32 protein-coding genes, 2 other RNA genes and 1 pseudogene are annotated in these 26,199 nt (G+C 68.9%); 18 read left to right on the forward strand and 17 right to left on the reverse strand.

Annotated features, from left to right (window positions below; genetic code table 11):
• Nucleotides 1-22 precede the first annotated feature (22 nt).
• The 9 genes from DDE10_RS04125 to DDE10_RS04165 are packed head-to-tail and all read left to right on the forward strand — an operon-like array spanning nucleotide 23 to nucleotide 3,014.
• Nucleotides 23-316, forward strand: coding sequence for a hypothetical protein (locus DDE10_RS04125; protein WP_114951404.1), 294 nt, complete (start codon nucleotides 23-25; stop codon nucleotides 314-316).
• 14 nt (nucleotides 317-330) lie between these two features.
• Nucleotides 331-624, forward strand: a complete 294-nt coding sequence (locus tag DDE10_RS04130) for a hypothetical protein (RefSeq protein ID WP_114951405.1) — start codon at nucleotides 331-333, stop codon at nucleotides 622-624.
• 11 nt (nucleotides 625-635) lie between these two features.
• Nucleotides 636-950 carry a hypothetical protein gene (locus tag DDE10_RS04135; RefSeq protein WP_114951406.1) on the forward strand — a complete coding sequence of 105 codons (315 nt, stop codon included), beginning with the start codon at nucleotides 636-638 and terminating at the stop codon, nucleotides 948-950.
• A 27-nt stretch (nucleotides 951-977) separates the two neighbouring features.
• Complete coding sequence (locus tag DDE10_RS04140; RefSeq protein ID WP_114951407.1) at nucleotides 978-1,310, forward strand: hypothetical protein; 333 nt, start codon at nucleotides 978-980, stop codon at nucleotides 1,308-1,310.
• 42 nt (nucleotides 1,311-1,352) lie between these two features.
• Nucleotides 1,353-1,616 carry a hypothetical protein gene (locus DDE10_RS04145; protein ID WP_114951408.1) on the forward strand — a complete coding sequence of 88 codons (264 nt, stop codon included), beginning with the start codon at nucleotides 1,353-1,355 and terminating at the stop codon, nucleotides 1,614-1,616.
• 50 nt (nucleotides 1,617-1,666) lie between these two features.
• On the forward strand, nucleotides 1,667-1,906 hold the full coding sequence (locus DDE10_RS04150; protein ID WP_114951409.1) for a hypothetical protein: 240 nt from the start codon (nucleotides 1,667-1,669) through the stop codon (nucleotides 1,904-1,906).
• 1 nt (nucleotide 1,907) lies between these two features.
• Nucleotides 1,908-2,123 carry a hypothetical protein gene (locus DDE10_RS04155; RefSeq protein WP_114951410.1) on the forward strand — a complete coding sequence of 72 codons (216 nt, stop codon included), beginning with the start codon at nucleotides 1,908-1,910 and terminating at the stop codon, nucleotides 2,121-2,123.
• A 52-nt stretch (nucleotides 2,124-2,175) separates the two neighbouring features.
• Complete coding sequence (locus DDE10_RS04160; protein WP_114951411.1) at nucleotides 2,176-2,589, forward strand: SufE family protein; 414 nt, start codon at nucleotides 2,176-2,178, stop codon at nucleotides 2,587-2,589.
• A 32-nt stretch (nucleotides 2,590-2,621) separates the two neighbouring features.
• The gene (locus DDE10_RS04165; RefSeq protein ID WP_114951731.1) at nucleotides 2,622-3,014 is read left to right on the forward strand and encodes a PaaI family thioesterase; all 393 of its coding nucleotides are present in this window, start codon (nucleotides 2,622-2,624) and stop codon (nucleotides 3,012-3,014) included.
• A gap of 51 nt (nucleotides 3,015-3,065) precedes the next feature.
• Here the strand turns inward: DDE10_RS04165 and DDE10_RS04170 are convergent, their stop codons facing one another.
• The 8 genes from DDE10_RS04170 to DDE10_RS04205 all read right to left on the reverse strand — a co-directional run bounded on the left by DDE10_RS04170 (nucleotide 3,066) and on the right by DDE10_RS04205 (nucleotide 10,174).
• Nucleotides 3,066-3,596 (reverse strand): J domain-containing protein, encoded by a 531-nt coding sequence (locus DDE10_RS04170; protein ID WP_114951412.1) that lies wholly within the window; start codon nucleotides 3,594-3,596, stop codon nucleotides 3,066-3,068.
• Nucleotides 3,597-3,688: 92 nt separating this feature from the next.
• Nucleotides 3,689-4,094, reverse strand: an RNA gene (gene rnpB / locus DDE10_RS04175) — RNase P RNA component class A.
• A gap of 38 nt (nucleotides 4,095-4,132) precedes the next feature.
• Nucleotides 4,133-4,828, reverse strand: coding sequence for an N-acetylmuramoyl-L-alanine amidase (locus DDE10_RS04180; RefSeq protein WP_114951413.1), 696 nt, complete (start codon nucleotides 4,826-4,828; stop codon nucleotides 4,133-4,135).
• A 68-nt stretch (nucleotides 4,829-4,896) separates the two neighbouring features.
• Nucleotides 4,897-5,757 carry a CheR family methyltransferase gene (locus tag DDE10_RS04185; protein ID WP_284734424.1) on the reverse strand — a complete coding sequence of 287 codons (861 nt, stop codon included), beginning with the start codon at nucleotides 5,755-5,757 and terminating at the stop codon, nucleotides 4,897-4,899.
• A complete protein-coding gene (gene cheB, locus DDE10_RS04190; RefSeq protein WP_114951414.1) occupies nucleotides 5,748-6,776 on the reverse strand; it encodes a chemotaxis-specific protein-glutamate methyltransferase CheB in 1,029 nt (342 codons plus the stop codon). Before cheB ends, DDE10_RS04185 begins: the two co-directional genes overlap by 10 nt.
• Nucleotides 6,777-6,838: 62 nt before the next feature.
• Entirely contained in the window at nucleotides 6,839-7,204 is a 366-nt protein-coding gene (locus DDE10_RS04195; protein WP_114951415.1) for a response regulator, read from the reverse strand.
• Nucleotides 7,205-7,356: 152 nt separating this feature from the next.
• Nucleotides 7,357-7,794 (reverse strand): chemotaxis protein CheW, encoded by a 438-nt coding sequence (locus DDE10_RS04200; RefSeq protein WP_114951416.1) that lies wholly within the window; start codon nucleotides 7,792-7,794, stop codon nucleotides 7,357-7,359.
• Nucleotides 7,787-10,174 (reverse strand): chemotaxis protein CheA, encoded by a 2,388-nt coding sequence (locus DDE10_RS04205; RefSeq protein WP_114951417.1) that lies wholly within the window; start codon nucleotides 10,172-10,174, stop codon nucleotides 7,787-7,789. The genes DDE10_RS04200 and DDE10_RS04205 overlap by 8 nt, the downstream gene beginning before the upstream one ends.
• Before the next feature lie 170 nt (nucleotides 10,175-10,344).
• Between DDE10_RS04205 and DDE10_RS04210 the strand changes: the two genes are divergently transcribed.
• The 5 genes from DDE10_RS04210 (at nucleotide 10,345) to DDE10_RS04230 (ending at nucleotide 14,736) form a co-directional block, all read left to right on the forward strand.
• Nucleotides 10,345-10,950: a hypothetical protein gene (locus DDE10_RS04210; RefSeq protein ID WP_114951418.1), complete on the forward strand. Its 606-nt coding sequence runs from the start codon at nucleotides 10,345-10,347 to the stop codon at nucleotides 10,948-10,950.
• 99 nt (nucleotides 10,951-11,049) lie between these two features.
• Nucleotides 11,050-11,691, forward strand: a complete 642-nt coding sequence (locus tag DDE10_RS04215; protein WP_114951419.1) for a TetR/AcrR family transcriptional regulator — start codon at nucleotides 11,050-11,052, stop codon at nucleotides 11,689-11,691.
• Complete coding sequence (locus tag DDE10_RS04220) at nucleotides 11,688-12,668, forward strand: HlyD family secretion protein (protein ID WP_114951420.1); 981 nt, start codon at nucleotides 11,688-11,690, stop codon at nucleotides 12,666-12,668. The genes DDE10_RS04215 and DDE10_RS04220 overlap by 4 nt, the downstream gene beginning before the upstream one ends.
• On the forward strand, nucleotides 12,665-13,582 hold the full coding sequence (locus DDE10_RS04225) for an ABC transporter ATP-binding protein (RefSeq protein ID WP_284734425.1): 918 nt from the start codon (nucleotides 12,665-12,667) through the stop codon (nucleotides 13,580-13,582). The genes DDE10_RS04220 and DDE10_RS04225 overlap by 4 nt, the downstream gene beginning before the upstream one ends.
• The gene (locus DDE10_RS04230) at nucleotides 13,579-14,736 is read left to right on the forward strand and encodes an ABC transporter permease (protein WP_284734426.1); all 1,158 of its coding nucleotides are present in this window, start codon (nucleotides 13,579-13,581) and stop codon (nucleotides 14,734-14,736) included. Before DDE10_RS04225 ends, DDE10_RS04230 begins: the two co-directional genes overlap by 4 nt.
• Before the next feature lie 46 nt (nucleotides 14,737-14,782).
• Here the strand turns inward: DDE10_RS04230 and DDE10_RS04235 are convergent, their stop codons facing one another.
• Complete coding sequence (locus DDE10_RS04235; protein ID WP_114951421.1) at nucleotides 14,783-15,418, reverse strand: histidine phosphotransferase family protein; 636 nt, start codon at nucleotides 15,416-15,418, stop codon at nucleotides 14,783-14,785.
• Between the two features lie 214 nt (nucleotides 15,419-15,632).
• On the opposite strand from DDE10_RS04235, the gene DDE10_RS04240 reads away from it, so the two are divergent.
• The 3 genes and pseudogenes from DDE10_RS04240 to mtgA form a co-directional block, all read left to right on the forward strand.
• The gene (locus tag DDE10_RS04240; RefSeq protein WP_114951422.1) at nucleotides 15,633-16,589 is read left to right on the forward strand and encodes an RluA family pseudouridine synthase; all 957 of its coding nucleotides are present in this window, start codon (nucleotides 15,633-15,635) and stop codon (nucleotides 16,587-16,589) included.
• Between the two features lie 62 nt (nucleotides 16,590-16,651).
• Entirely contained in the window at nucleotides 16,652-17,557 is a 906-nt protein-coding gene (gene rpoH, locus DDE10_RS04245; RefSeq protein ID WP_114951423.1) for an RNA polymerase sigma factor RpoH, read from the forward strand.
• A 161-nt stretch (nucleotides 17,558-17,718) separates the two neighbouring features.
• Nucleotides 17,719-18,393, forward strand: a pseudogene (gene mtgA / locus DDE10_RS04250) (monofunctional biosynthetic peptidoglycan transglycosylase); the annotation flags it as partial.
• 559 nt (nucleotides 18,394-18,952) lie between these two features.
• On the opposite strand, the gene DDE10_RS04255 reads toward mtgA, so the two are convergent.
• The 7 genes from DDE10_RS04255 to DDE10_RS04285 all read right to left on the reverse strand — a co-directional run bounded on the left by DDE10_RS04255 (nucleotide 18,953) and on the right by DDE10_RS04285 (nucleotide 24,627).
• Nucleotides 18,953-19,276: a YbaB/EbfC family nucleoid-associated protein gene (locus DDE10_RS04255; RefSeq protein WP_114951424.1), complete on the reverse strand. Its 324-nt coding sequence runs from the start codon at nucleotides 19,274-19,276 to the stop codon at nucleotides 18,953-18,955.
• Nucleotides 19,276-20,868 (reverse strand): DNA polymerase III subunit gamma/tau, encoded by a 1,593-nt coding sequence (locus tag DDE10_RS04260; protein ID WP_114951425.1) that lies wholly within the window; start codon nucleotides 20,866-20,868, stop codon nucleotides 19,276-19,278. Before DDE10_RS04260 ends, DDE10_RS04255 begins: the two co-directional genes overlap by 1 nt.
• Nucleotides 20,869-21,041: 173 nt before the next feature.
• Nucleotides 21,042-21,139: signal recognition particle sRNA small type (gene ffs, locus DDE10_RS04265), an RNA gene on the reverse strand.
• A 37-nt stretch (nucleotides 21,140-21,176) separates the two neighbouring features.
• Nucleotides 21,177-22,076 carry a class A beta-lactamase gene (gene bla, locus DDE10_RS04270; RefSeq protein WP_114951426.1) on the reverse strand — a complete coding sequence of 300 codons (900 nt, stop codon included), beginning with the start codon at nucleotides 22,074-22,076 and terminating at the stop codon, nucleotides 21,177-21,179.
• Nucleotides 22,077-22,412 carry a 2Fe-2S iron-sulfur cluster-binding protein gene (locus DDE10_RS04275; protein ID WP_114951427.1) on the reverse strand — a complete coding sequence of 112 codons (336 nt, stop codon included), beginning with the start codon at nucleotides 22,410-22,412 and terminating at the stop codon, nucleotides 22,077-22,079.
• Nucleotides 22,409-23,542, reverse strand: a complete 1,134-nt coding sequence (locus DDE10_RS04280; protein ID WP_114951428.1) for a cysteine desulfurase family protein — start codon at nucleotides 23,540-23,542, stop codon at nucleotides 22,409-22,411. Before DDE10_RS04280 ends, DDE10_RS04275 begins: the two co-directional genes overlap by 4 nt.
• Nucleotides 23,539-24,627 (reverse strand): cysteine desulfurase family protein, encoded by a 1,089-nt coding sequence (locus DDE10_RS04285; protein ID WP_114951429.1) that lies wholly within the window; start codon nucleotides 24,625-24,627, stop codon nucleotides 23,539-23,541. Before DDE10_RS04285 ends, DDE10_RS04280 begins: the two co-directional genes overlap by 4 nt.
• 104 nt (nucleotides 24,628-24,731) lie before the next feature.
• On the opposite strand from DDE10_RS04285, the gene DDE10_RS04290 reads away from it, so the two are divergent.
• Entirely contained in the window at nucleotides 24,732-25,388 is a 657-nt protein-coding gene (locus DDE10_RS04290; protein ID WP_114951430.1) for an alpha/beta hydrolase, read from the forward strand.
• Nucleotides 25,389-25,425: 37 nt separating this feature from the next.
• Here the strand turns inward: DDE10_RS04290 and DDE10_RS04295 are convergent, their stop codons facing one another.
• Nucleotides 25,426-26,199 (reverse strand): dimethylarginine dimethylaminohydrolase family protein, encoded by a 774-nt coding sequence (locus DDE10_RS04295; RefSeq protein WP_284734427.1) that lies wholly within the window; start codon nucleotides 26,197-26,199, stop codon nucleotides 25,426-25,428.

Below are 26,199 nucleotides of genomic sequence, written 5' to 3' on the forward strand. Positions count from 1 at the left end.
AGACCAAGAGGAGTATTGCGAAATGTCCTGGGGAGGCCCCGAATTCGTCCTCGCGATCATCGCGATCAGCACGCTCGGCTGGCTGGCCAGCAGCTGGATCCGCGCGCGGCACGGCTACCCGCTCGAAAATGAGTGGAGCGGCAAGACCTACAGGAACGAGGTCCCCGCCGAGACGCGGGAGGTGGAAAGATTGTCCGGCGAGAATGGCGAGATGCGCGCGCAGATCGGACGGCTCGAAGAGCGGATCCGGGTGCTGGAGCGGATCGCGACCGATCCGGCCGGACGCACCGCCCGCAGCATAGACAGCCTTCGTTGACAGGGGAATCGCCGATGTCCTCCCACGCCTTCGTCCTCACCATCATCTTCTTCGTCGTCGGCCTGCCGGTCGTGCTCGGCATCGGCTCCGACATCTTCAAGCGCTGGCTCAAGCACAAGGAGAAGCAGCTCGACCATGCCGCCCATCTCGCCGCAGACAAGGCCGCGAGCCAGGCGGTCCAGATCGAGCGGCTCGAGCAGCGGATCCGGGTTCTGGAGCGGATCGTCACCGACCGTTCCAACCACCTCGCCGCGGAGATCGACGCCCTTCCGGAGCCGACGCGCGAACAGCCCAAGCTCGCCAACTAGGAGACACGGACATGCCTTTTTCCTTCGACGCGATGGCCCCCGTCCTCGCCATTGTCGGTCTCGCCGCGGTGCTGGGCTGGGTCTTCACCACCTGGATGCGTGTCAAGCATGGCTACCCGCTCGACGGCGCCTGGGGACAGGCGGTCTATCCGAAGACCAGCGACGAGGCGATGGAGCGGATCAAGCTCCTGTCCAGCGAGAATGCGAAGCTGCGCGCCGAAATGGGCGCGATGAAGGACAGGCTGGTGACGGTCGAGCGGATCGTCACCGACGACAGTCACCGGCTCACCCAGGAGATCGAGGCGCTCCGCGGCCCCGCCAATTGAGGCCGCACACTCAGGAAGGTCCCGGACATGAACGGCGCGGAAGCCATCCTCCCCCACCTCCCATGGATCATCGCCGCCTCGCTCGCCATGGGCACGGTCGGGATCGTCGGCTGGGTTTTCACGACCTGGCTGCGCATCAAGCACGGCTATCCGCTGGAGACGAGCTGGGGAAAACCCCTCGAGCCGAGGACGACCACGGAGACGACCGAGCGGATACGGCTGCTGTCGAGCGAGAATGCGCAGTTGCGCGCCGAGCTCGGCGCGGTGAAGGACAGGCTTGCCAATGTCGAGCGCATCGTCACCGACGACAGCCACCGGATCACCCAGGAGATCGAGGCGCTTCGGGGCCCGAGAAACTGACGCATCGGGCGGCCCGCCGCCCAGTCACGAAAGGTTGAACAGATGAGTGGTGGACAGTTCATGGTGGTGCTGATCGTCGCCATGGTGATGATCGCGAGCATCGTCCGGGCCCGGTACGGTCATTCCCGCGGCCGGCGCGGCGATGGGGCCTTTGCCGGCGAGCAGGAGATGGCCCGCCTTCGGGAGGAGGTGAAGCAGCTGCGCGACCGGGTGCAGGTGCTCGAGCGGATCACCGTCGAAAAGGAGAACAGCCTCGAGCGACAGATCGAGGCGCTGCGCGACCGGCCCGAGCTGGGCCCACGATGAGGTTGCCGGGCTGAAGCGCGGCTGCCGGCGAGACGAGCGAGGAGGAACGAATGAACGAATATGACATGATCGCCTTCAGCGTGCTCGTCATCACTCTGGGCATCGTCCTTTCCGTCTGGATCAACCGCGGCGGCGCCCGCCGGGCGCGCCACGCCCAGAGCGAATCCGATAACCGGCTGCTGCGCGACGACCTGGCCCGAGTGAAGGACCGGCTCGCCGTTCTCGAGCGGATCGCGACCGACAAGGACGCGCGGCTCGAGCAGGAAATCGAACGCCTGAGGAGTGATTGAAATGGCTGCGTCGCTTCCCCTCCTCGCCATGTGCGCACTCGCGACCGCCCTCCTCGCTTATGGTTCGACCGCGGCGCTCCGGCTGTGGACGGACTGGCTGGCGCTCAAGCGGCTGGAGCTCGGCGAAGGCGCGCGGCGTACGCCGGCCCGGCTGGAGCTCGCCGACCTCAGGCAGCGCATCCGACGGCTGGAATCGATCGCCGACGGCGACGACTGATCTCGTCGGTGAAGAGGTGACGCAAGGCCGCCTTTTGCTCTAAGCGCCGCGCATGCCGTTCCAGTCCCTCGACGACGTCTTTGCCGATTACGAGCTTCTAGACGCCGACGACCGCTATCGCCTGCTCATCGATCTCGGCCGCGAGCTCGAGCCGATGCCCGCCGCGCTGAAGACCGATGCCACCCTGGTGCGCGGCTGCTCGGCGGCGGTCTGGGTTTATCCCGTCCCGCGCGAGGACGGCCGCCTCCATTTCCTCGCCGACAGCAATGCGGCGATCACCAAGGGCATCGTCGCGCTCGTCCTGCTGGCTGTCCAGGATCGGGAGCCCGCCGAAATCCTTGCCGCCGATATCGAGGGCGAGCTTGTCCGCTTCGATCTCAGGAACCAGCTCAGCTCGAACCGCACTCAGGGCATTCCAAACATGATCGCGCTGGTGCGAGAGACCGCCGCGAGGCTCGTGCGTTGAGCATCGCCGAAGGCTTCGATCCCGAGCGCTTCATGAAGCTGGTCCGCCGCATCGGACATGGCGGCGCGCTCGGCATCCTTTATCGCAGCCACGGCGAGGATTGGGCCGAGCTCGAGCTTCCCTATGCCGAGCGGCTCGTCGGAATGCCCGCCACCGGCATCATCGCCTCCGGCCCGATCATCAGCCTCATGGACATGGCGACCAGCCTCGCCATCTGGATCAGGCTGGGCCGCTTCCGCCATCAGGCGACGCTCGACCTCAGGGTCGATTATCTGCGCCCTGCCGTGCCCGGCCAGACCTTGGTCGGGCGCGGCGAATGCTATGCCGTCACCAGCAGCGTCGGCTTCGTCCGCGGCACCGCCCATGACGGCGATCCGGCACGGCCGGTGGCGCATGTCGGCGGCACCTTCATGTTCACCGACTGATCCGCTTTCCGGCCGGCAGGCCCTCGCCCCCCCGGGACCGCAAGACAGGCATCACGCCGCGCTGCGCCGCTCCTCGGCCTTGCGCAGCACCTCATAGGCGGCCTGGATCGCCTGGAAGCGCGCCGCCGCCTCGGCATCCCCCGGGCGGGCGTCGGGGTGATTGAGTTTGGCGAGACGGCGATAGGCGGCGCGGATGTCGTCGAACTCCGCGTCGGATTCGAGCTCGAGCGCCTCGAGCGCACGCATCTCGTCCCGGCTGCGGCTGCCGTCGCCGGGGCCTCCCCAGCCATAATGGCCCGCCTGCCGATAGCCGTTGGCGCCGCGCTGCTCGTCCGCCTCGCGCGCCGCCGCCTCCTCGACGGTCAGGCCCTCGAAATAATTCCAGTTGCGATTATATTCCGCGGCGTGGCGCTCGCAGAAATACCAGCGTTCGCGACTGTTCGGAGATTTCGGAGCCGGCCGATCGCCCGGCTCGTCGCAGCCGTGGCGATCGCACAGCCGCACCGGCTCGGCATCACGCGCCGATCCGTAGCCGCGCCAGCGGGGAAAGCCCCAGTCGTTCGATCGCGTCGGTTTTGCCATAGGTCCGGCCAATCTAGTCAGAATGGTGCGCACGTGCACGGGGGTAAGGGGAAAAAGTTCGTGACCGCCGCCGACCGGCAGACGGCGAGGAAATGGCCAGAGGGTCTGTAAGCCGGGTTCTGTCCACCGCCGGAGCGGATGGGCGGCCATTCCTCTAGGAGACGGATCGCTCCGTCCCTCAAGCAACCAACCCGGGCGACGGGGCCGGAACGAAGCCCATATGCCGCCCCTATTCGGTCTTGCTCCCGGTGGGGTTTACCGTGCCGCCTCCGTTGCCGGAGACGCGGTGCGCTCTTACCGCACCCTTTCGCCCTGGCCCGCCTGCGCCTTCGGCTTCGGCGGGCGAGCCCGCCGGAGCTTGAGCGAAGGAGGGTGGTATGCTTTCTGTGGCACTTTCCCTGGGGTCGCCCCCGCCGGGCATTACCCGGCACCGCCGTTCCATGGAGCCCGGACTTTCCTCGCCCTGCTTGCGCAGGCCGCGGCCGCCCGACCCTCTGGTCCAGCCTATCTAGGACCTGCCGCCCGATTCCGAAAGGTCAGAAGACGTGCCCGCGCTCGCGGTCGAGCAGCAGCTGGAGGAGGATGGCCCGGCACTCACCGTCTATCGCGCCGTCGACCATCTCGGGACGAAAGCGGCGCTGGAAGGCGGTGACCGCCGCAACGGCCTCGCGCACGTCATAGCCATAGCGTTCGAGCGCGAGCAGGAAGCCGCCGTCGGTCCAGGCGGGATCGACCAGGCCGCGGCACGGCCGCGCCACCGCCAGGCCGCAACGAGCGAGAAGGCCCCAGTCGAAAAGCTCGCCGGGATCCTGCTTGCGCGCCGGCGCCACGTCGGAATGGCCGACGATGTTCGCACGCGGCACCTGATGGCGCTTCACGATTCCGTCGAGCAAGGGCAGCAGCGCGTCCATCTGCGCCTTCGGGAAAGGCCGGTAGCCGAGCTCGTGGCCCGGGTTGACGATCTCGATGCCGATGCTGACCGCGTTCACGCCGTGGACGCCGCGCCAATAGGAGCTGCCGGCATGCCACGCCCTCTTCTCCTCGGGCACCATGCGCAGCACCCGGCCGTCCTCGGTGACGAGATAGTGGCAGGAGACCTTCGCCTCCGGATCGCGCAGCCGGTCGATCGCCGCGTCGGCATCCGCCATCCCGGTATAATGAAGGACGACCATCGACACGGGCTGGTCGCGCTCGTCGAAATTGGGCGACGGGCAGTCGATGATCTCGTCCATGACCGCTTAGGGATGAAAATCCGCCGAAAGGTCAAGCGCAGACGGCGACGGGGGCCTCGAGGGTGGGTTCAGGCGACGCGGGCCGCGGGCGACGCACCGATGCCGACTCCCGGTGCCGGGACGTAGAGTCCGCGATTTTCCGGATCCGAGACGAATCGATCGGTCAGCCCGATCACCGTCTCGCCGGCGCCGAGCATGAGGCTGCCGTCGGCGGCGATCGCCTGCGAGAGCCGGGTGAAGGCCAGCCGCTTCATCTCCGGCGAGAAATAGAGCAGCACGTTGCGGCACAGGATGATGTCGAACTTGCCCGGATGAGGAGGCGCGTCGCTGATGTTGCGGGCCTCGAAGCGGACGGCGTCGCGCAGGACCGGCGAGATCTTCCATTCGCGGCCGCCGACCTCGTCGAAATGACGGATCATCTGCACCACCGGCAGGCCGCGCTGCACCTCGAACTGGGAATAGATTCCCGCACGCGCCTTCTCGATCGTGCGACGGGACAGGTCGGTGCCGACGATATCGATCTTCCAGCCCTGCCAGCGGGTTTTCTCGTCGGCGAAGCTCATCGCCAGCGAATAGACCTCCTGACCGGTCGAACAGCCGGCGCACCAGATAGACAGCCTTTTCTCGCGCTGCCGCGCCTGCTCCAGGCGCTTCACCGGCCCGCCGAACAGGAGATCGAAGGGAAGCTTGTCCCGAAAGAAATAGGTCTCGTTGTTGAGCAGCGCCTCGATCACCGATTCGGTGAGCGCCGGGTCGCGTCCGGCGACGAGGCGGGCGACGAGCTGGTCGACATTGGCGAAGTCGCGCTCGCGCATGATCGAGGAGAGCGCGCTGTCGATCCGCCAACGCCGATTGAAGGTGATCTGCTGGCCGGTGCGGGCCTCGAGCAGGCTGGCGAGAATGCGTTGGGAGGACTGGCTTATTTCCACGATGCGGCCCCCGCCCTCTCGGCGATCCGCCGCGCCAGCTCGGTGGGCGGAAGCACGGCGGAGGCGAGTCCCGCCTCCGCGACGGCGCGCGGCATACCCCACACCGCGGAGCTCAGCTGGTCCTGGGCGAGCATCGCGCCTCCCCGCTCGACGAGCAGGCGGCTGCCGATCAGGCCGTCGCGGCCCATGCCGCTCAGGATCACGCCGACCGCACAATCGCCGAACAGCTCGGCCACCGAGGAGATCATCGGGTCGACCGAAGGCATGCATCCCGACGGCGCCCGGTGGCGATCGAGCCTGACCCGGGCCTGGCCCGGCGCGCCGGCCACGCACAGATGGGCGTCGCCCGGAGCGACGTGAATGCGATCGGCGATCAGCGTCCGGCCTTCGACCGCGACCGTCGCGGCGCGGCCGGAGGCCGTCTCGAGCTGGCGCGCGAAATAGGGCATGAACACCGCCGGCAGGTGCTGGGTGACCAGGATCGGCGCGCCGATCCGCGGCGGCAGCGCACGCAGCAGCTCCACCAGGGCATGGAGCCCTCCGGTGGACGCGCCGAGAGCGACGCAGCCAAGCGGCCGGTCGGGCATGTCGCGCAGCCGGACCGGCCCAGGGGCCCGCGCGACCTGGCCTTCCTCGCGGCTGGCATGGCCGATCCGACGCAACCGGTCGGCAAGCACCTGGGAAAAACGTCCCGCGAAGAAGCCTGTGCCAGGCTTGGGAAGGGTGTCGGCCGCACCTTCGGCGAGGGCACGGACCGTGACCTCGGCGCCATCCTCGGCCATGGACGACACGATCAGCACCCGGGCGCCGTTACCGGCCGCGATGATCTCGGGAAGCGCCTCGAGGCCGCTCGTCCCGGGCATCTCCACGTCGAGCAGGACGATGTCGACTTCGACCGTACGCAAGGCATCCAGCGCCTCGCGCGCATTGCCGGCCAGCGCCACCACCTCGAAGTCCGGCTCGCTGCCGACCATTCGCGACAGCACCGCCCGCGCGACCGTCGAATCATCGACGATCATCAGGCGAATCGGGGCGGGTCCGCCCCGTTCTGGGCGCCGCCGCAGGGTGGCGCAGGGGGCGTTCACGCCACGCCGACGATCTGCAGCTTGCTCTGAAGGGTCTCGCGATCGAACGGCTTCATCACATATTCGTCCGCGCCGGCGGCGATCGCCGCGCGGATATGGGCGATGTCGTTCTCCGTCGTGCAGAACACCACCTTGGGCTGCTCGGGCCGCTCCGAGCCGCGCAGCGCACGCAGGAACTCCATCCCGCTCATCACCGGCATGTTCCAGTCGAGCAGGATCACGTCCGGCATGCTGCTGTCGCAGCGGTCGAGCGCCTCGCGCCCGTCTTCCGCTTCCTCGACCGAGAAGTTGAGGGTTTCCAGGATGTGACGGGCGACCTTGCGGATCACCTTGCTATCATCGACGACAAGACAGCTTCTCATATCTCTTTGCTCCGTTGGCCGCGCCGGGGACCGTAATGCGAAGAGGTAATCACAAGTTTAAAGCCGAACATTCGGCGTCGATCGACCGACGGCAATCATCACGGGTTTCGGGTGAGGCGTTGAAGCGAAGCGGGCGGAACCGCCGGATGTGCCTAGGCCGCCTGGGCGGTCGGGCCGGCGATGAGCAGATGGGGATCGACGAGCAGGAGCAGGCTGCCTTCCACCTCGACCATGCCGGCAGCGACGCGGTCCCAGCCGGCGCCGACGCGGCCGCGCACGGGCGTTGCCGCGCGATTGATCTCGACCACGTCCTCCACCGCCTCGACGAGCAGCGCATAAGGATGGCCGCCCGAGATGACGACGATCGCCTCGGCTAGTCCGTCGACGGGGGACCGGCCGAATTCGAGCGCGGCGAGCCCGTCGATGACGGTGAGCACGCGGCTGCGCAGTGCGGACAGCCCGGCGACGTGCGCCGCCGCCTTCGGGGTCGGCGTGATCCCGTCCAGCTCGACGACGCCTTCCACCTCGGCGGCGGGAAGCGCGACCCGGCGGCCGGCGAGCCGAACGATGAGCAGGAGATGGTCAGCCATGGGATCGAGCCTTGTTGGCGCCGCGGCTCAGCGCCTCGAGCAGGCCGGCGCGGTCGTACCGGTAGATGCTGTTGTCATTCTCGCCCGAATGCTCCGGCCGGGAGCGGATGCGCAGTACCTCGCCGGCCGAGACGGCCGAGTCGGGAAGGTCGTCCTCGGCGCTGGCGATGAGAATGTCGGCGGCGATGCCCTCGCCCGCCGGGACGACCCGGTAACCCAGGCTCTCGATCAGCGGGCGAAGCATGTTCTCCATCCAGGGATCCCCGGTCGGGAGCGCGCACACCGGCGCCTCGTCGTTGCCGGCGGTGGCGTCCCCGCAAGCGGCGAACAGCCAATAGGGATCGAGCAGCTCGACCTGGCTGCCGTCGATGAGCGCGACGCCGGCAATCTCCCCCGGCGACGGCGATGGCTTGAGTTCGACGGCGACCGAGCGGATGTCGACCACCTCGGCAAACCCGTAGGCGATCTCGGTCTCGCCATCGGTCAGCCGGAGGATACGCAGCTTGCCCTCGCCGGGCGCGGCGGCGCAGCCGGCCAGGGGCAATATGTTGCCGCCCAGCGCGACGCGAAGCTTGCCGGCGCTGTGGCGGATAGCCTGAGTGGGAACGTCCTCGATCCGCTCGACCACAGGCACCGGCACCGCGCGCAGACCGCCGTCCAGCCCCTGGAACAGCAGCAAGGTGGTCTCGTTCGGTCCGTCGTCCGAAATCTCCTCCTCCGCTGCCCGCGCCTCGGGCCCCTGCTCGTCGGAACCGAGGCCGGCCTGATTGGCCATTCCCGAAGGATCGAGAAGAAGGATCGGCCGGCCGTCATCGGCGAGCGTCGTGCCGGCATAGAGGCCGGCCATCATCACCGCCGGCGCCGCCGGCTTGACCACCAGCTCCTCATGGTCGTGAACCGCCTCGACCGCGAGCGCGTAGACGTCGCCGCCGGCGGGCTTGAGCAGGATGATGTTGGCGCTGCGGGAGGCCGAGGCCCGGCCCACCGCGGCCTCGTTGCCCGCCTGCCCGGCCGCCTCGACCCCGAGGAGGTCGCACAAGTCGACGAGTGGCACCCGACGCCCGCGCACCGTCGCCACGGTCGATTCGCCGACCTGGTCCATCTGGGCCCCGGTGCCGGCGCGCAAGATCTCCTCGATCGCCGAGCGCGGGATGGCGAAGACCTGGCCCCCGGCGCTCACCGTCAGCGCCGGGATGATGGTCAGGGTCAGCGGCACCCGGATGCACAGCCGCACGCCTTCGCCGCGCCGCGAATCGATGTCGACCAGACCGCCGATCCGCTCGATATTGGCGCGAACCACGTCCATGCCGACGCCGCGGCCCGAAATGGCGGTGACTTCGCCGGCCGTGGACAGACCCGGCGCGAAGACGAGCGCGAGCTTCTGGCTCGACGAAAGCCGCTCGGCCTGGTCGGGCGCGATGATCCCGGCGGAAAGCGCCTTGCGGACCAAAGCCTCGCGATCGATGCCGCGGCCGTCGTCGATCACCTCGATCAATATCTGGTTGCCGGCCTGGCGCGCGGAAACGCGCAGATAGCCGGTCTTGTCCTTGCCCGCCCTGGCGCGATCCTGGGGCTGTTCGATGCCGTGGTCTATCGCGTTGCGGATGATGTGGGTCAGCGGATCGCGGATCATCTCGATCATCTCGCGATCGAGCTCGACGTCACCGCCGTCTATCTCCAGCCGGAGCTGCTTGCCGAGCTCGGCGGAGAGGTCGCGGACCATTCGCGGCAAAGCGGTGAACAGGCTGTCGATCCGTTGCATGCGGGTGCGGGTGATGGCGTCGCGTATCTCGCCGATGCAGGCGGAGAGCCGCTCGAAAGCCGCCTCGACGGCGAGATCGCGATCGATGTCGCGCAGTCGCCGCGCCAGTTCGTTGCGGGCGAGCACGGCGTCGGAGACGCCGCTCATCATCCGATCGAGCAGGTCGACCGAGAGGCGGATGCTGCGCATGCCCTTGCGCACCTCGGCGGCGGCGCCTGCCGCTATCTCCGGCTCCAGCGCCGGCAGGGCCGTCTCGCCGCTCAGCGCGGCGATCAGCTGCTCGTCGTCCTCGCTGCCCAGCGCCTCGCCCGTCTCCAGCGCCTGGACGAGTTCGCCGATCCGGTCGATGACGGCGAGCACCGCACTGACCAGCCGCGAATCCGCCGAGCGCTTGCCGGAGCGGACTTCGGCGAGCACGTCCTCGGCGGCATGGCTGAGCTGCTGAAGGCGCGGCAGGTCGAAGAAGCCGCAATTGCCTTTGACGGTGTGCACGAAGCGGAAGATTTCGTCGAGCCGTGCGCGGTCGCCCGGCTCGGACTCCCAGGCCACGATCGCCCCCGAAAGGGCCTGCAGCATGTCGCGCGTCTCCGCGAGGAAGTCGTTGATCAGCTCGTCCATGGCTCCGTCCGCAACCGTCGCGGAACCCCTATGGAGCGGCGCTGGTAAAGAAGCCGTTTACCGCCCTGTCCCGGCTGGGCGGGCGCGCCTTCCCGACAAATGTCCGGTTCCGTCGTCGCTTCGAAGCGGCTTAACTCTCGATCCGACGAGAACGACCGGAGGAGGCTCGAATGATGAATGTCTTGGCAGCTGCCGCACTGATCGGCCTGACGCCCGCCGCCATGGTCGTCCGCGGCGGCGTCGAACGGGTCGCGCCGGGACAGGCTTCGCTTCTTCTGGGGCTTCCCGACCGGGAGCCGCCCGTCGTGCGCCTGGCCGACACGCCGCCGCCGCCGCCGCCGCCAATGCCGATCTCGCACCACGACCGACCGGCGACGCCGGCGATCGGAACCTATCATGTCGGCAGGCTCGGCGCAGGGTGCGGCGGCGGGACGTTGGCTGACGGTCGCCCCTTTCGCGACCAGCTGCATCGGTTCGAGGCGGGCGCTCGGAACGGTATCAGCCTGACCTCGCCCGATGCACCGCTCACGCTGCAGGTCTTCCGCGCCGGCGCGCCCGAGCAGCCGCTCGCGACGCTGGAGGCGAGCGGCGACGGACGGCGGGCGACCGGCGCGTTCGCGGCCGCCGAGGGCGGCGATCACGTCCTTCGGATCATCGGCGCGCGGGGTTCGGACAATGCCCGCTGGCGGGTCGAGCTCAGCTTCGACCGGTCGATCGACAGCGTCTATTTCTCCGACTGGTTCGACTGGAACGCCGCCGACCGCGCCTGCGGCTGACCCCCACCCCCGTCCTGCCGCTTGCCGCCGAAGGCGCGAGACTCGACAGGCGCGTCCGGGCCTATTAATGACTGACTGGTCAGTTAGTAAGGATCGGTCATGGCCCCTGTCCCCGAACCCCGTTGGCGCCGCCGAAAGGAGGCGCGTCCGGCCGACATCGTCGCCGCCGCGCTCGAACTGTTCACCGAGAAGGGCTTCGCCGCCGCACGGCTGGACGAGATCGCCCGCCGCGCGGGCGTGTCCAAGGGCACGCTCTATCTCTATTTCGACAGCAAGGAGGCCCTGTTCCGGGCGGTGGTGCGCGACGTGGTGGTTCCAAACGTCGAGGCGCTCCGGGAATCGGTGCTCGGCTCGGCCACCCCCTTCCCGGAGCGGCTCCGCGAACTCCTGCCCCGCTTCGCGGCCATCGTCACCGCGCTTCCGATCGGCGCCGTCGCCAAGATGGTGATAGGCGAATCGCGCAACTTCCCCGAGCTCGCCAAGGTCTGGCACGACGATGTCATCCTGAAGTCGATCGGGCTGCTCGTCGAGCTGCTCGAGGCGGCGCAGGCCCGCGGCGAGGTCCGCGCCGGCAATCCGCGCATCCAGGCCTTTTCGATCATGGGGCCGATGCTGCTCGGCATCCTGTGGAGGGAAACATTCACCCCGATCGGCGGCGCCGAGGTCGATCTCGTGGCCGCCGCGCGGCAGCATGCCGAGACGGTGATCGACGGGCTCAGCCTGAAGGAGAGCGCGCGATGAAGCCCCAGCGCATCGTCGTCGCGATCCTGGCCCTGCTCGCCTTGCTCTTCCTGGCCTGGCTGCTGCTCGCACCCGACGGTCGCGAGGTCGAGACGCTTTCCGGCTATGTCGAGGGCGAGACGCTCTATCTGGCCAGCCCGGTTGCCGGCTCCGTCGCCGAGCTCGGCGTCCGCCGCGGGCAGCGCGTCGCCGCCGGGCAGCGCCTGTTCGTCGTTGCTCCCGGACAGCGCGAGGCGCAGGGCGAGCAGGCGCGCGCCGACGTCGAGGCGGCGCAGGCGCTCGCCGAGGATGCCCGCAAGGGCCAGCGTCCGGTCGAGCTCGGCATCCTCGAGGCCGAGCGCGAGGCTGCCGCGGCCGCAGCGCGGGAGACGCGGATCCAGCTCGACCGGACCGCCGCGCTGGTCCGGCGGGGCATCTTCGCGCGGGTGAGGCTCGACGATGCCCGCGCCGCCCACGAGACCACCGCCGCCCGCCTCACCGCCGCCACCCGAAGGCTCGAGGCGGCCCGGCTCGGCCAGCGCGAGGACGAGATACGCGCCGCCGACGCCCGTGCCGCCCTCGCCCGGGCGCGGCAGAGCGAGACGGCGGAGCGGATCGACGACATGGCGCCGAGGGCCCCGTCGGCGGGCCGGATCGAGGAGGTCTTCTACCAGCGCGGGGAATGGGCGGCGGCCAACCAGCCGATCGTCGCGATGATCCCGGACGGCCGCGTGCGCGTGCGCTTCTTCGTCCCGCAGGCCCAGGTCGCGGCCTATCGGCCCGGCCGCCGCGTCCGCTTCCGCTGCGACGGCTGCCCGGCGGGGCTCGAGGCGGCGATCGCCTTCGTCAGCCCACGGCCCGAATTCACGCCGCCGATCATCTACAGCCGGGAGAGCCGGGACCGGCTTGTCTTCATGGTCGAGGCGCTTCCCGCCGCCGACGCGCAGCTCGTCCCCGGTCTTCCGGTCGACGTCATACCGATCGGAGCGGACCGGTGACCGTCGCAATCCGCGTCGAGGGTCTGAACAAGTCGTTCGGCGGCCGCCGCGTCGTCAAGGACTTCGCGATCGAGGTCGAGCGAGGCCGGATCACCGGCTTCCTCGGCCCGAACGGCTCGGGCAAGACGACCACGCTGCGCATGCTGTGCGGATTGCTGACCCCGGACAGCGGCTCCGGCGAGGCGCTGGGCTACGACATCATCGCCGAGAGCGCCGAGATCAAGCGGCGCACCGGCTACATGACGCAGCGCTTCTCGCTGTACGAGGACCTCACCATCGAGGAGAATCTCCAGTTCAGCGCCCGTATCCGGGATCTCGACCGCGTCCGGCAGCGGGTCGAGGCGGCGCTCGATCAGCTTGGACTCACCGAGCGGCGGCGTCAGCTCGCCGGCACCCTCTCCGGCGGCTGGAAGCAGCGCCTGGCGCTCGCCACGGCGACCCTCCACGAGCCAGAGCTGCTGCTGCTCGACGAACCGACGGCCGGCGTCGACCCGCAGGCGCGGCGGACCTTCTGGGACGAGATCCACCGGCTGGCCGCGGACGGCCTCACCGTTCTCGTCTCGACCCATTATATGGACGAGGCTGAACGCTGCCACGACATCGCCTATATCGCTTATGGCGAGCTGCTCGCCCGCGGCACCGCCGAGGAGGTGATCCGATCGGCCGGGCTCGTCACCTGGCGCGGCGAAGGCCCCGGCGTCGATCGCCTCTCCCCCGAGCTTCTCGGCGACCCGGCGATCGAGCTCGCCGCGCCTTTCGGCCTCGCCCTTCACGTCAGCGGCCGCGACGCCTCCGCCCTCGAGACCGCGCTCGAGCCATACCGCCGGCCGCCCTTCCGCTGGACCCGGACCGAGCCGGGTCTCGAAGACGTGTTCATCCACCTGATGGGCCGGGTCGAGGACAATTTCCGGTGAGCGCCGGCCGGCTCCCTGCCCGCCGCGGCTTCTCCCGGCAGCGGATGACCGCGGTGCTGGTCAAGGAGTTCATCCAGCTCACCCGGGACCGCCTGACCTATGCGATGATCCTGGCCGTTCCGCTCGTCCAGATGATGCTGTTCGGTTATGCGATCAATTCCGACCCGCGCCACCTTCCCACCGCCTTGCTGGTCCAGGAGAATAGCGTCTTCGCCCGCTCGGTGGTGAGCGCGATCGCGAACAGCAGCTATTTCGAAATCGAGCACGAGGTGCGCTCGCCGGAAGAGCTGGACCGGCTGATCCGCACCGGCCAGGTCCAGTTCGCAATCACGATCCCGGGCGATTTCACCCGGCGCGTCGTCCGCGGCGACGGCGCGCAGATTCTCGTCGAGGCCGATGCCACCGATCCCACCGCTGTCGGTAGCGCCGTCGCCGCGCTCGCCAGCCTGCCTTCGGAAGCGCTGCGTCACGACCTGACCGGCGCCGCCGCAGCGTCCGCCCGGTCCGCGCCGCCGTTCGAGTTGGTCGTGCACCGTCGCTACAACCCGGAGAACGTCACCGCCTATAACATCGTCCCCGGCCTGCTCGGCGTCGTGCTCACTCTGACCCTGGTGATGATGACCGCGATCGGCGTCACCCGCGAGCAGGAGCGCGGGACGATGGAGAGCCTGCTCGCCACGCCGGTCCAGCCGCTCGAGGTGATGATCGGCAAGCTCGCGCCCTTCGTCATCGTCGGCCTGCTCCAGACCGCGATCATCCTGCTCGTCGCCCGCTTGCTGTTCGGCGTGCCGATGGCCGGCGGCTGGGCCGGCCTCGCGATCGGCACCAGCCTGTTCATAATCGGCTCGCTGGCGCTGGGCTTCCTGATCTCGACCCTGACCCGTACCCAGCTCCAGGCGATGCAGCTCTCGGTCTTCTATCTGCTGCCCTCCATCCTGCTTTCGGGCTTCATGTTCCCGTTCCGCGGCATGCCGGAATGGGCGCAATGGCTCGGCACGGTGATCCCGGTGACGCATTTCCTGCGAATCGTCCGCGGCGCCCTGCTCAAGGGGCAGGATCTCGCCGAGATGGCGCCAAGCCTGCTCGCGCTCGCGGTCTTCGTCTGCGTGGTGAGCGCCTTGGCGCTGGCGCGGTACCGGACGACTTTGGACTAGGTGCCCGCCCCCACTTTCCCTTCCCTGCGTGCAGGGAGGGGCGGAATCACGCCGGCAGGCTCGCCCCGATCAGCAGCATGCCGTCCTGACCCTCGGCCACCTGGACCTGGCCGCCGCCTTCCTGGACGAGGCAGTGGACCAGCCAGGCCGCTGCCGCACGGGGCGCGACCTCGTCCTCTCCGGTCCCGCCGATGAGCACGCTCTTCAGCTCCGGATCGAGCACGATCCGGCTGCCCTCGGCGCGCACGACGATGTCGAGGCCGTGATCGTGCTTCTCGGCGCCGACATCCAGCCGCCCGCCGCGTACCAGGGAATCGCCGGCGATGAGGACGATGTTGAGCAGCACCTTCAAGGCCGCCTTGCTGATCACCGGCTCGTCGACCATCCAGCCGAGCTGGATGCGGCCGTCGCCGCCGAACAGCCCTTCGATCGCGGCGCGAGCCTCGCGGGAATCGACTTCGTCGGCAAAGCCGCCGGCGGCGCCGAAGGCGAGGCGGAAGAATTTGAGCTTGTTGGCGGAGGCGCGGGCGCTCTCGGCGAGCAGGTCGAGGCAGCGCGCCCGCATCTCGGGATCATGCTCGTCGGCAAGGAGCTCGATGCCATTGTTGAGGGCGCCGACCGGCGACAGCAGGTCGTGGCACAGCCTCGAGCAGAGCAGGCTGGCAAATTCATGGGATTTCATTCGCGCCGGGCCCCTCTCTGGCGGTGGTCGTCCCCTATTGGCCCCTGCGAATCGAGGATTCAAGGGGCAGGGCCGCGCCGGCCGCTTCTCAGCCAGCCATCGCAAACCCGCCGGATTCAGGCATTTGCCGGAAGGATCGGGGCGGCCGCGATCCACCTGCAGGCGGTCTCCGTCCATCTTGAAATCGTTACGCCCCGCACCATATCGGCACAGGATGTCCGGGGGGAAATCGACCATATTCGCGACGATTGCCTCGGATGCCGTCGGGTGGCGCCTGGACCGGGCGCTGGCGGCAGCGCTCCCCACCCTCTCGCGCGAGCGGCTCAAGGCGCTGATCTCCAGCGGAGAGGTGCTTGGCCCCGAAGGCGCGCCCGTCCGCGATCCCGCGGTGAAGGCTTTGCCGGGCGCGGTCTACGAAGTCTCGGTCCCGGAGCCGAAGCCGGCGCATAACGAGGCGCAGGATATCGCGCTCGACATCGTGTTCGAGGACGATCACCTCCTCGTCGTCGACAAGCCAGCGGGCATGGTCGTCCACCCCGCGGCCGGCAATTTCGACGGCACCCTGGTCAACGCCTTGCTCCACCATTGCGCGGGGCGGCTCTCCGGGATCGGCGGCGTCGCCCGGCCGGGCATCGTCCACCGGATCGACAAGGATACTTCGGGCCTGCTCGTCGTTGCCAAGACCGACGTCGCCCATGAAGGGCTCGCGGCGCAGTTCGCCCGGCACAGCATCCACCGGGCCTATCGGGCGATCGTCGCCGGTCGGCCCAACCCGCCTTCGGGCGAGGTGGACGCGGCGCTGGCGCGTTCGTCCGCGAACCGCAAGAAGATGGCGGTGGTCGAGCCCGGCCGCGGCAAGCGCGCGGTGACGCATTACCGCACGCTCCGTCCGCTGAAGGAGGCCGCCCTGGTCGAATGCCGGCTCGAAACCGGCCGCACGCACCAGGTCCGCGTCCACATGGCGTCGATCGGCCACCCCCTGCTCGGCGATCCGGTCTACGGCCGGAGCAGGCCGGCGCATCGGGAAGTGTTGAAAGAATTGGGTTTTCATCGCCAGGCCCTGCATGCGGCGGAGCTCGGCTTCGTTCACCCGGTTTCGAAAGAAAACTTAACCTTCAAAAGTGACGTCCCGTCTGATATTCAGGAACTGTTCGGGATGCTCTCGGTATAGGAAACAGGTGCCGAAGCGGAGAAATGCCGTGGAGCGCCCCAGGGAGTAAGTGAGAAGTCATCATGGCTAGCGGCAGAAACGTACCGGCGACCATTCCGGCCACCGGCGGCGAGGCGGGGCTCAACCGCTATCTCGCCGAGATCAAGAAATTCCCGATCCTCACGCCGGAAGAGGAATATATGCTCGCCAAGAGGTGGACCGAGCATCAGGACACGGAGGCGGCCGCCAAGCTGGTGAACAGCCACCTGCGCCTCGTGGCGAAGATCGCCATGGGCTATCGCGGCTATGGCCTCCCGCTCTCCGAGCTGATCTCCGAGGGCAATATCGGCCTGATGCAGGGCGTGAAGAAGTTCGAGCCCGAAAGGGGCTTTCGCCTCGCCACCTACGCGATGTGGTGGATCCGCGCCTCGATCCAGGAATTCATCCTGCGCAGCTGGAGCCTGGTGAAGATGGGCACCACCGCGGCGCAGAAGAAATTGTTCTTCAACCTCAGGCGGATGAAGAACCGCATCGAGGCGTTCGAGGAGGGCGATCTCAAGCCTGAGGACGTCAGGAAGATCGCCACCGATCTCGGCGTGTCCGAGGAGGATGTGATCTCGATGAACCGTCGCATGGCGATGGGCGGCGACACCTCGCTGAACGTGCCGCTTCGCGACGACAGCGAAGGCAGCTGGCAGGATTTCCTGGTCGACAACGAGCCGCTCCAGGACGAGCGCGTCGCCGACGCCGAGGAGACCAAGGTCCGCCACGAGCTGCTCGTCGAGGCGATGCAGGCGCTCAACGACCGCGAGCGCCACATCCTCACCGAGCGGCGGCTCAGCGACGAGCCCAAGACCCTGGAGGAGCTCTCCCAGGTCTATGACGTCAGCCGCGAGCGCATCCGCCAGATCGAGGTACGCGCCTTCGAGAAGCTCCAGAAGGCGCTGATGAACCTCGCCGGCGAACGCCGCCTGCTGACGGCGGGGTAGGATGCCCCACCATGACTCCCCTCCCTGCCCGCAGGGAGGGGCTGGAGGTGGGTACGTGTCCGGTTCCGCTCGGCCGGTGGGATTTTCCCCTCCCCTGACCCCTCCCTGTACGCAGGGAGGGGAATGAAGTGGCCCGCCCCCGCACCCGCAAGAGGCGCTCCCTGCTCCGCCGCCTGATCGGCTGGCTGGTCTCGCTCGTCCTCATCTTCCTCGTCGGCAGCGTGCTGTGGGTGGTCGCCTATCGCTTCGTGAACCCGCCCGTCACCTTCACCCAGATCGGCGACTGGGCGGCCGGCAACGGCGCCGGGCGCGACTGGATGGCGATCGAGGGGATCGACCGCGACATGGTCCGGGCGGTGATCGCCGGCGAGGACAGCAAGTTCTGCGCCCATGACGGCTTCGACCGCCAGGCGATCGAGGCGGCGATGCGGCGAAACGCCCGCGGCGGATCGGTCATCCGCGGCGGATCGACGATCAGCCAGCAGACCGCGAAGAACGCCTTCCTCTGGCAGGGGGGCGGCTATGTCCGAAAGGGGCTCGAAGCCTGGTTCACCCTGCTGATCGAAAACCTCTGGGACAAGCGGCGGATCATGGAGGTCTATCTTAACGTCGCCGAGACCGGCATCGGCACCTATGGCGTCAATGCCGGCGCCCAGCGTTATTTCGGCCACGACGCCTCGTCCCTGACCGCCACCGAGGCCGCCCGCATCGCCGCCGTCTTCCCGCTGCCCAAGCGCCGCGAGGCCGTCGCGCCGACCGGCTTCACCCGCCGCTACGGCAACATGATCACGGCGCGCATGGCGGTAGTCCGCCGCGACGGACTCGACGCCTGCGTCTATGAAGGCGCGGCGGCGGTGCCTTCCTCGGATCGGTCGGAGCCGCGGAGCGAGCGGCCGAAGGCGCGGACCGAGCCGCGGGTGCCGAGGCCAGACCCGGCGCCGCAGCCGCTTCCGGGCGAAGAGTTCGAAGAGCCGGAGGCGACACTCGAGCCCGTGCCGGTCGAGATCGCCCCGCCCCAGCCCGAGACAGTTGATCCGATTGGAATGTGACGGCTTCCGCCGTCACGAACGCACCAACCTCACTCAAATCGTCACCCCCGGGAAAGCGGGGGTCCAGCTTTCCTCGCAGGAACCGGTGAAGCCCGCCGGAAAGGCAGCTTGGATCCCCGCTTACGAGCATGTGAAGAAATCGGCCCTCGCGGACTTCCAAGCGACTGAGGCTCGGTCTTTTGCCTTTCGCCCCAACCTCGTCATCCCAGCGAAAGCTGGGATCTCAATGCCTTAGGTCCACGGTGAGCAAGGAAATGAGATCCTGGCTTGCGCCAGGATGACGAGCAGGGGGAATTCTTCACATCCTCTTACGCGGGGATGACGAGAATGCAGGAGTGGGCGGCCCTCAGAAGGGCATCTTGAAGCCCGGCGGCAGCTGGAGACCGCCGGTCGCGTTCTGCATCGCCTCCTGGGCGGCGAGCTCAGCCTTGGTGCGGGCGTCGTTGATCGCCGCCGCGACGAGGTCCTCGACCATCTGCTTCTCGCTCGGCTGGAGCAGGCTCTCGTCGATGTCGACGCCGGTGATGCGGCCCTTGGCCGTCGCATGGATCTTGACCATGCCGCCGCCCGAGACGCCCTCGACCGTCACCCGGTCGAGCTCCTCCTGGGCCTGCATCAGCTTCGCCTGGGCCTCCTGGGCCATCTTCATGATGTCGTCGAGATTGGGCATTAGGCACTCCGCTTTTCGTCGATCCTGTAGTCGGCGAGCTCGGCCTCCGGGAAGATCTCGAATGCCGCCTTCACCACCGGCGAGTCGAGCACCTGCTGGCGCAGCCGCTCCGCCGCCGCTTTCTCCTGGTCGAGCAGGGACGGCTCGGCCGGTTCGTCGGCGGCCCTCACCTGCCAGACCGCCCCGGTAGCCGTTTTGAGCGCCGCTGCAAGGTCCCGCACAAAATCGCCGGCCAGCGGCTTCAAAGGCCGGATCACCAGCTCCGGCGGGGCGTAGCGGACCAGTCCGACGAAATCGTGGAGCTGCTGGGCGAGCAGCGACTTGCCGTGTCGGTCGACCAGGTCGATCATCGCCGCAAAGCTCTCCGGGAGCCGGAGCAAGGGCGCCTGCTCCTCGGCCTTCTCAGCGGCCTGAGGCGCGGCCGTCGCGGCGACGGCGCCACTCTCGATACGCTCGGCGAGCGCCCCCGGATCGGGCAGCTCGGAGGCGTGGATCACCCGCAGCAGCGCCATTTCCGCCGCCTCCAGCGGCGACGGCGCGATATGGATTTCCGAGAGGCCCTTCAGCAGCAGCTGCCACAGCCGGTGCACAGCGGCATAGGACAGGCGGCTCGCCCAATCGGCATAGGCGTCACGCTCCTCGGCCGACTGGGCGGGATCCTGCTCGCCGCCGACCTTGGCGCGGGTGATTCCGTGGACCGCCTCGAGCAGCCCGCGGATCAGCGCCGACGGCTCGACGCCGAGATCATATTGGTCCCTGAGCGCCGCCAGCGCGCCGCCGGCGTCGCCGGCGAGAAGGAGGCCGAGCAGGCGGCGGGTCGCACCGCGGTCCGACAGGCCGAGCATCGCGCGCACCTGCTCGGCGGTGACCGCGCCGGCGCCGTGGGCGATCGCCTGGTCGAGGATGGAGAGGCCGTCGCGCGCCGAGCCTTCCGCGGCGCGGGCGACCAGCGCCAGCGCCTCCGCCTCGATCTCGGCGCCTTCCGCCTTCGCGACCTCGCCGAAATGGGCGGCGAGCAGCTCTGCCGGAATCCGCCTCAGGTCGAAGCGCTGGCAGCGCGACAGCACGGTGATGGGGACCTTGTTCACCTCGGTGGTCGCGAACAGGAATTTCACATGCGCCGGCGGTTCCTCGAGCGTCTTGAGGAGCGCGTTGAACGCGTTCTTCGACAGCATGTGGACTTCGTCGATGATGTAGACCTTGTAGCGCGCCGAGACGGCGGAATAGCGCACCGCCTCGATGATCTCGCGCACGTCGTCGACGCCGGTATGGGAGGCGGCGTCCATCTCGACGACATCGATATGCCGCCCCTCGGCGATCGCCCGGCACGGCTCGCAAACGCCGCACGGATCGATGGTCGGGCCGCCCTGCCCGTCCGGTCCGATACAGTTGAGCGCCTTGGCGATCAGCCGAGCTGTCGAGGTCTTGCCGACGCCGCGGACCCCGGTGAGCAGGAAGGCATGGGCGAGCCGGTCGCGACGGATGGCATTGGCGAGGGTGCGCACCATCGCCTCCTGGCCGATCAGCTGGTCGAAGCTCTGCGGCCGGTACTTGCGGGCGAGAACGCGGTAAGGCTGGGGGGATTCGGACATCGCGCGGGAGAGTAGAGCAGCCGTCGGCCGGGCGCCACCCGCACACCCTCCGTCATCCCGGCGAAAGCCGGGATCTCACTTCCTCACGGAAGCTCGTGAAAAGAGAGGAATTCCGCCGCGCCCTGGAATGGCGAGCCGACCGGCGGGCTCGCCCGCGAAGCCAGAAGCGAAGGCGGGTGGGAGCCGGAACGACCCGGAGCTTGAACTCGTTACGGCTGCTTCCTTCCGGACCTGACCGGGTTGGCGAGAGCGCCGTCCGCCCGACTCCCGCGGGGCATATGGAGGCGTCCCCCGGTCGTTGCAAGCATTCAGACGAGGATCGAGGCGGCGAGGCGACCGGCTGCGGCATGGGCGGCATTGCAGGCATCGCCGCTCGCTTGCGCAGCGCTGATGAAGCTTGCGACGAGAAGGGGCGGACGCGCTGGCGGCCAGGCGACGGCGACGTCGTTGTGCGCGCCATTGGCGCCGGTCCCGGTCTTGTCGCCGACGCGCCAGTCCGAGGGCAGGCCCGCCCGCAATCGATCCAGTCCGGTCGTCGACCGCTCCATCCATCCGAGCAGCCGTGTGCGGGACGCCGGCGTCAGAGCGTCTCCCACCAGCAGGCGCTCCATCAGCCGCACCATCGCCGCCGGCGTCGTCGTGTCGCGCGGGTCGTTCGGAAGGTTGCTGTTCAGCGCCCCCTCGTAACGGTCGAGCCGCGTAACGTCGTCACCATTGGCCCGGATGAAGGCGGTGAGCGCCTGCGGACCTCCGATCCGCCTCAGCAGCAGATTGGCGGCACTGTTGTCGCTCACCTCGACAATGGCCGCGCAGAGCCGCTCGACCGGAAGTGCGCCGGCGCCGATATTCTCGCGTACCACCGGCGCATGCCCAAGCAGGTCCGCTTCTCCAAAGGGAATGAGGGCGTCGAGCTGGAGCCGGCCCGCCTCGGCTTCGGCGAGGATCGCCGCCGCCAGCGTCCATTTGAACGTCGAGCACATCGCGTAGCGCGAGTCGGCATCATGGACGACGGATCGGCCGCTGGCCGTATCCACCGCCGCGAAGCCGAAGCGGGCGCTCGCGCCGAGCCCGGTCCGCACCGCGGCCAGTTCCCGCTCCGCGGCCAGGAGCGGATCGGCGCCCAGGTCCGCAAATCCTTCGTCCGATGGTCCGGAGCAGCCGAAGCTGAAACTAACGGAGGCGACCAGAAAGGTACGCCGATCGATCATTCACCGCCCCTGCATGTTGTGGAAGCCGCTCGGTATCTTCACCGTCAGCGTCTCGAGCGCCTCGGTCAGCCAGATCTGGCAGGAGAGTCGCGAGTAGCGGGTGACGTGGGCGGCGAGGTCGAGCATGTCCTCTTCCTCCTCGCTCGCCGGCGGCAGCCTGGCGAAATCCTCCGCCTCGACGATGACGTGGCAGGTCGAGCAGGCCATCTGGCCCTCGCATGTGCCTTCGAGCGGCTGGCCGGCATTCTGGGCGACGTCGAGCAGGCGCTCGCCGGCCGGCGCGTCGACTTCCTGCACATCCCGGCCGTCGGCGGAGACGAAGCGAACCAGGGTCATGCCGCGTGCCTCAGCTGGCGGTCGGCCGCCTCGACGATGAGGCCGAGCGCCGCCTCGAGCTCGGCTTCCCCGGTATAGCGGCCGAAGCCGAGCCTGATGCTCGACCGCGCCTGGCGCTCGCCCAGGCCGAGCGCCGCCAGCACGTGGCTGGGCCGCCCCGAGCCGCTCGCGCAGGCAGAGCCTGCGGAGAAGGCCACCTGTCGCACCTCCGAGATGAGTCGCGCGGCATCGACGCCGTCGCGGCGGATGTTGAGATTGCCTCGATAGCGCGCCGTCTCCGATCCGTTCGGGATCCAGTCCTTCATCAGCCCCCTCGCCATTCGCCAAAGCCCCTCGACATGGTCCCGGTCGGCCCCGCTTCGCTGACCGAGCAGCCGTGCCGCCTCGCCGAAGCCGACGCAGAGCGCGGGCGACAGGGTTCCGGAGCGCACCCCACCCTCCTGGCCGCCGCCATGGAGAAGCGGGTCGATCGCCACGCCTTCGCGGATCCAGAGCGCGCCGACGCCCTTGGGGCCATGGACCTTGTGGGCGGAGACGGCGACCAGGTCGCACGCCTCCAGCGGCAGCGCGACCCGGCCGAGACCCTGGACCGCGTCGCAGAAGAAGAGCGCGCCGCGCTCGCGCGCCAGGCGGCCGATCTCGGCGACCGGCTGGACCACGCCGATCTCGTTGTTGACGAGCATCGCCGCGACCAGCCCGGTGCGGCCGTCGATCCGATCGGCGACGAGGTCGAGCTCGACCAGGCCATCCGCACCCACCGGCAGGATGTCGATCTCGTACCCTTGCGTGCCCAGCCACCTCACCGTGTCGAGGACGCAGGCATGTTCGGTGGCGAGGGTGAGGATGCGGCGCCTCCCCTCGGGCAGCCGCGCCGCCCCGCTTTTCAGGGCCCAGTTCGCCGCCTCGGTGGCTCCCGAGGTGAAATACAATCTTCCCGCCCCGGCGGCGGCGCCGAACGCCTCCGCCACCCGCTCCCGTGCTACCTCGATCGCGGCCGCGGCCTCGCGCCCCAGCCGGTGCGGGCTGTGGGGATTGCCGAACTTATCGTCGATCCACGGCTGCATCGCCGCCGCGACTTCTGGCGCGACCGGCGTCGTCGCCTGATAGTCGAGATAGAGGGGCCCGCTCACGCCACCTGAGCCGGGCGAAGCCGAGGCGCGCGGCGCCGCTCGGCGAGCTTGTTCCACTCGGCGATGAGCGCCTCGACATGGGCCTCGGTGGTCGGCGGGCCGAAGCTCACCCGGATGACCTCGCGCGCAGCCGCCTCGTCCATGCCCATCGCCAGCAGCACGTGGCTGGTCTTGAGACTGCCGGAGGAGCAGGCGCTGCCCGCCGAGACGGCGATGCCGGCAAGGTCAAGCTGCATCATCTGCGCCGCCGCCGGCACGCCGGGCAGGCGATAGGCCGAGATCGTCGCGATCCGCGGCGCGTCGCGCGCGATCACCTCCCCGCCGCCGGCCTCGATCGCCGCATCCAGCCGCGCGCGCAGCCTTTTCGCTTCCTCGTACCAGCCGTGATCGGCCTCGACCGCCGCGGCGAAGCCCAGGATCAGCGGCACCGACGGCGTCCCCGGCCGTTGGCCGCTTTCCTGGCCCCCGACCGCCTCCAGCGTGGCGGGATCGCGCACCAGCAAGGCGCCGGCGCCCGGCGGGCCGCCCAGCTTGTGGGCGGCGACGATGATGAAATCCGCTTCGGGCAAAGGCCGCTTGGCCGCGCTCTGGGCGCAGTCGACGAGAAGCAGGCCACCGGCGGCGCGGACGATCTCGGCGATCCGGTCGATCGGATGGATCACGCCGGTCTCGTTATTCACCGCCTGCACCGCGACCAGCGGCCGCTCGGCGCCGTCGAGGGCAGCCTCGAGGTCGGCGAGGTCCAGCCTGCCGTCGGACGTGACGGCGACGCGGCGGGCGTCGGGGGCGCTGCGCAGCACCGCGGCATGCTCGACCGCCGAGACGATTCGCGGGCCGGCCTTGGCGCGGCGGAGGGCAATGTCGATCGCCTCGGTCGCGCCGGAGGTGAAGACGAGCGTGCCGCTCCAGCCGAGGGCGGCGGCGATCCGCCCCCGCGCCATTTCCATCTCGGCGCGGACGGCCCGTCCTTCGGCATGCGGCGAGGACGGATTCGCCCAGATCACGCAGCCGCGTGCGATCGCCTCGGCCGCCGCCGGCAGCACCGGCGTGGTCGAAGCGTGGTCGAGATAGATGCGGTCGCTCACCCCGCGTCCTTTCAAATTGCAGAAAGGCGGCGCTGCCCTATATAGAGCGCCGCCGCGTGGGGTTCACCCGCGTGTTCCTTTGTCGGCATCCAAGCACAGGTGCAATGCCCGAAGTCATTTTCCCAGGGCCCGAGGGCCGTCTCGAAGGACGATTCAGCCCGGGCCCCCGCCCGCGCGCTCCGGTCGCCTTGATTCTCCATCCGCATCCGCAGGGCGGCGGCACGATGAACAATGCCATCGTGCTCGCGCTCTACAAGACGTTCGTGCGTCGCGGCTTCGCCACCCTGCGCTTCAACTTTCGCGGGGTCGGCAAAAGCCAGGGCGTGTTCGACAACGGCATCGGCGAGCTTTCCGACGCCGCCTCGGCGCTCGACTGGGTCCAGCAGATCCATCCCGAGGCGGAGACGACCTGGATCGCCGGATTCAGCTTCGGCGCCTGGATCGGCATGCAATTGCTGATGCGGCGGCCCGAGGCGCGCGGCTTCATCTCGATCGCGCCGCCGGCCAACATGTACGATTTCTCCTTCCTCGCCCCCTGCCCCGCCTCCGGAATCATCATCCAGGGCGAGGCGGACGAGGTGGTGACTCCGATCGCGACCCAGAAGCTGGTCGACAAGCTGCGCACCCAGCGCCACATCACCATCGAGCACAAGACCGTCCCGAACGCGAACCACTTCTTCGTCAACGAGATGGATCTGCTGATGAAGGCGGTGGACGACTATCTCGACTTCCGCCTCGATCCGAGCTGCCCGATCCGCTGAGGTTCCCGCCCCGCGTCCCTCGATCGAGGCGTGGAGCTCAGCCGGCCTGCCAGCGCAGCGACATGCAGGAAAGACCGGCGTCGATCTTGCGGATCTCCGTCACGGGAAGCAGCACGACGTCATGGCCGAGTTCGGCGATACGCTCCGCCGTGCGCGGAAAGTCGGCTCCCATCAGCACCTTCTTGTTGATGCGGACGAGGTTCGCCGCCTCGTTCTCGCCCTCGGCCACCGCGATCACCCGCAGCCCGCGGAAAAGGTCGGCCCGCGCCAAGGCCGGCATCGCGACGACGACCTCCTCGTCGACCAGGGCACAGCCCGATTTGAGGTGGAGCACGCCTTCGGGCGGGGCGACGATCCTCGCTTTTCGTCCCAGCTCGCCGATCAGCGCGACGAAGCGTTCGGCGCCTTCGCGATCGGTGCGCGCGGAGAGTCCGATCAGGATCTCGTGCGGAAGGATCAGGATGTCGCCGCCGTCGGCGAAGCCGCGGTCGAGCTCGAGCAGCCGGTCGAACCGGCGCCGCAGCACCGGCTCCAGCGCCGCCGGCTCGCCGGCGCGGGTGGGGGCGCAGGAGCGCAGCAGGATCGCGCCCTCCGGGAGGACGAAGGCCGGATCCTCGACGAAGATCGAATCGGGGAATTCCTCCAGTGGCGGCAGCGTCTCGAGGGTGACCCCCGCGCATTCGAGCGCGGCGACATAGGCGCGATGCTCGGCGAGCAGGCGATCGGGATCTGGCTTCGATCCCGCGGCGCTGAGCCCGTCGGCGACGCTTCGCCCCGGCGTCCGCACGATCGCCGAATCGAAATCGAACAC

The sequence above is a fragment of the Sphingosinicella terrae genome (genome assembly GCF_003347635.1).
GTDB lineage: Bacteria > Pseudomonadota > Alphaproteobacteria > Sphingomonadales > Sphingomonadaceae > Allosphingosinicella > Allosphingosinicella terrae.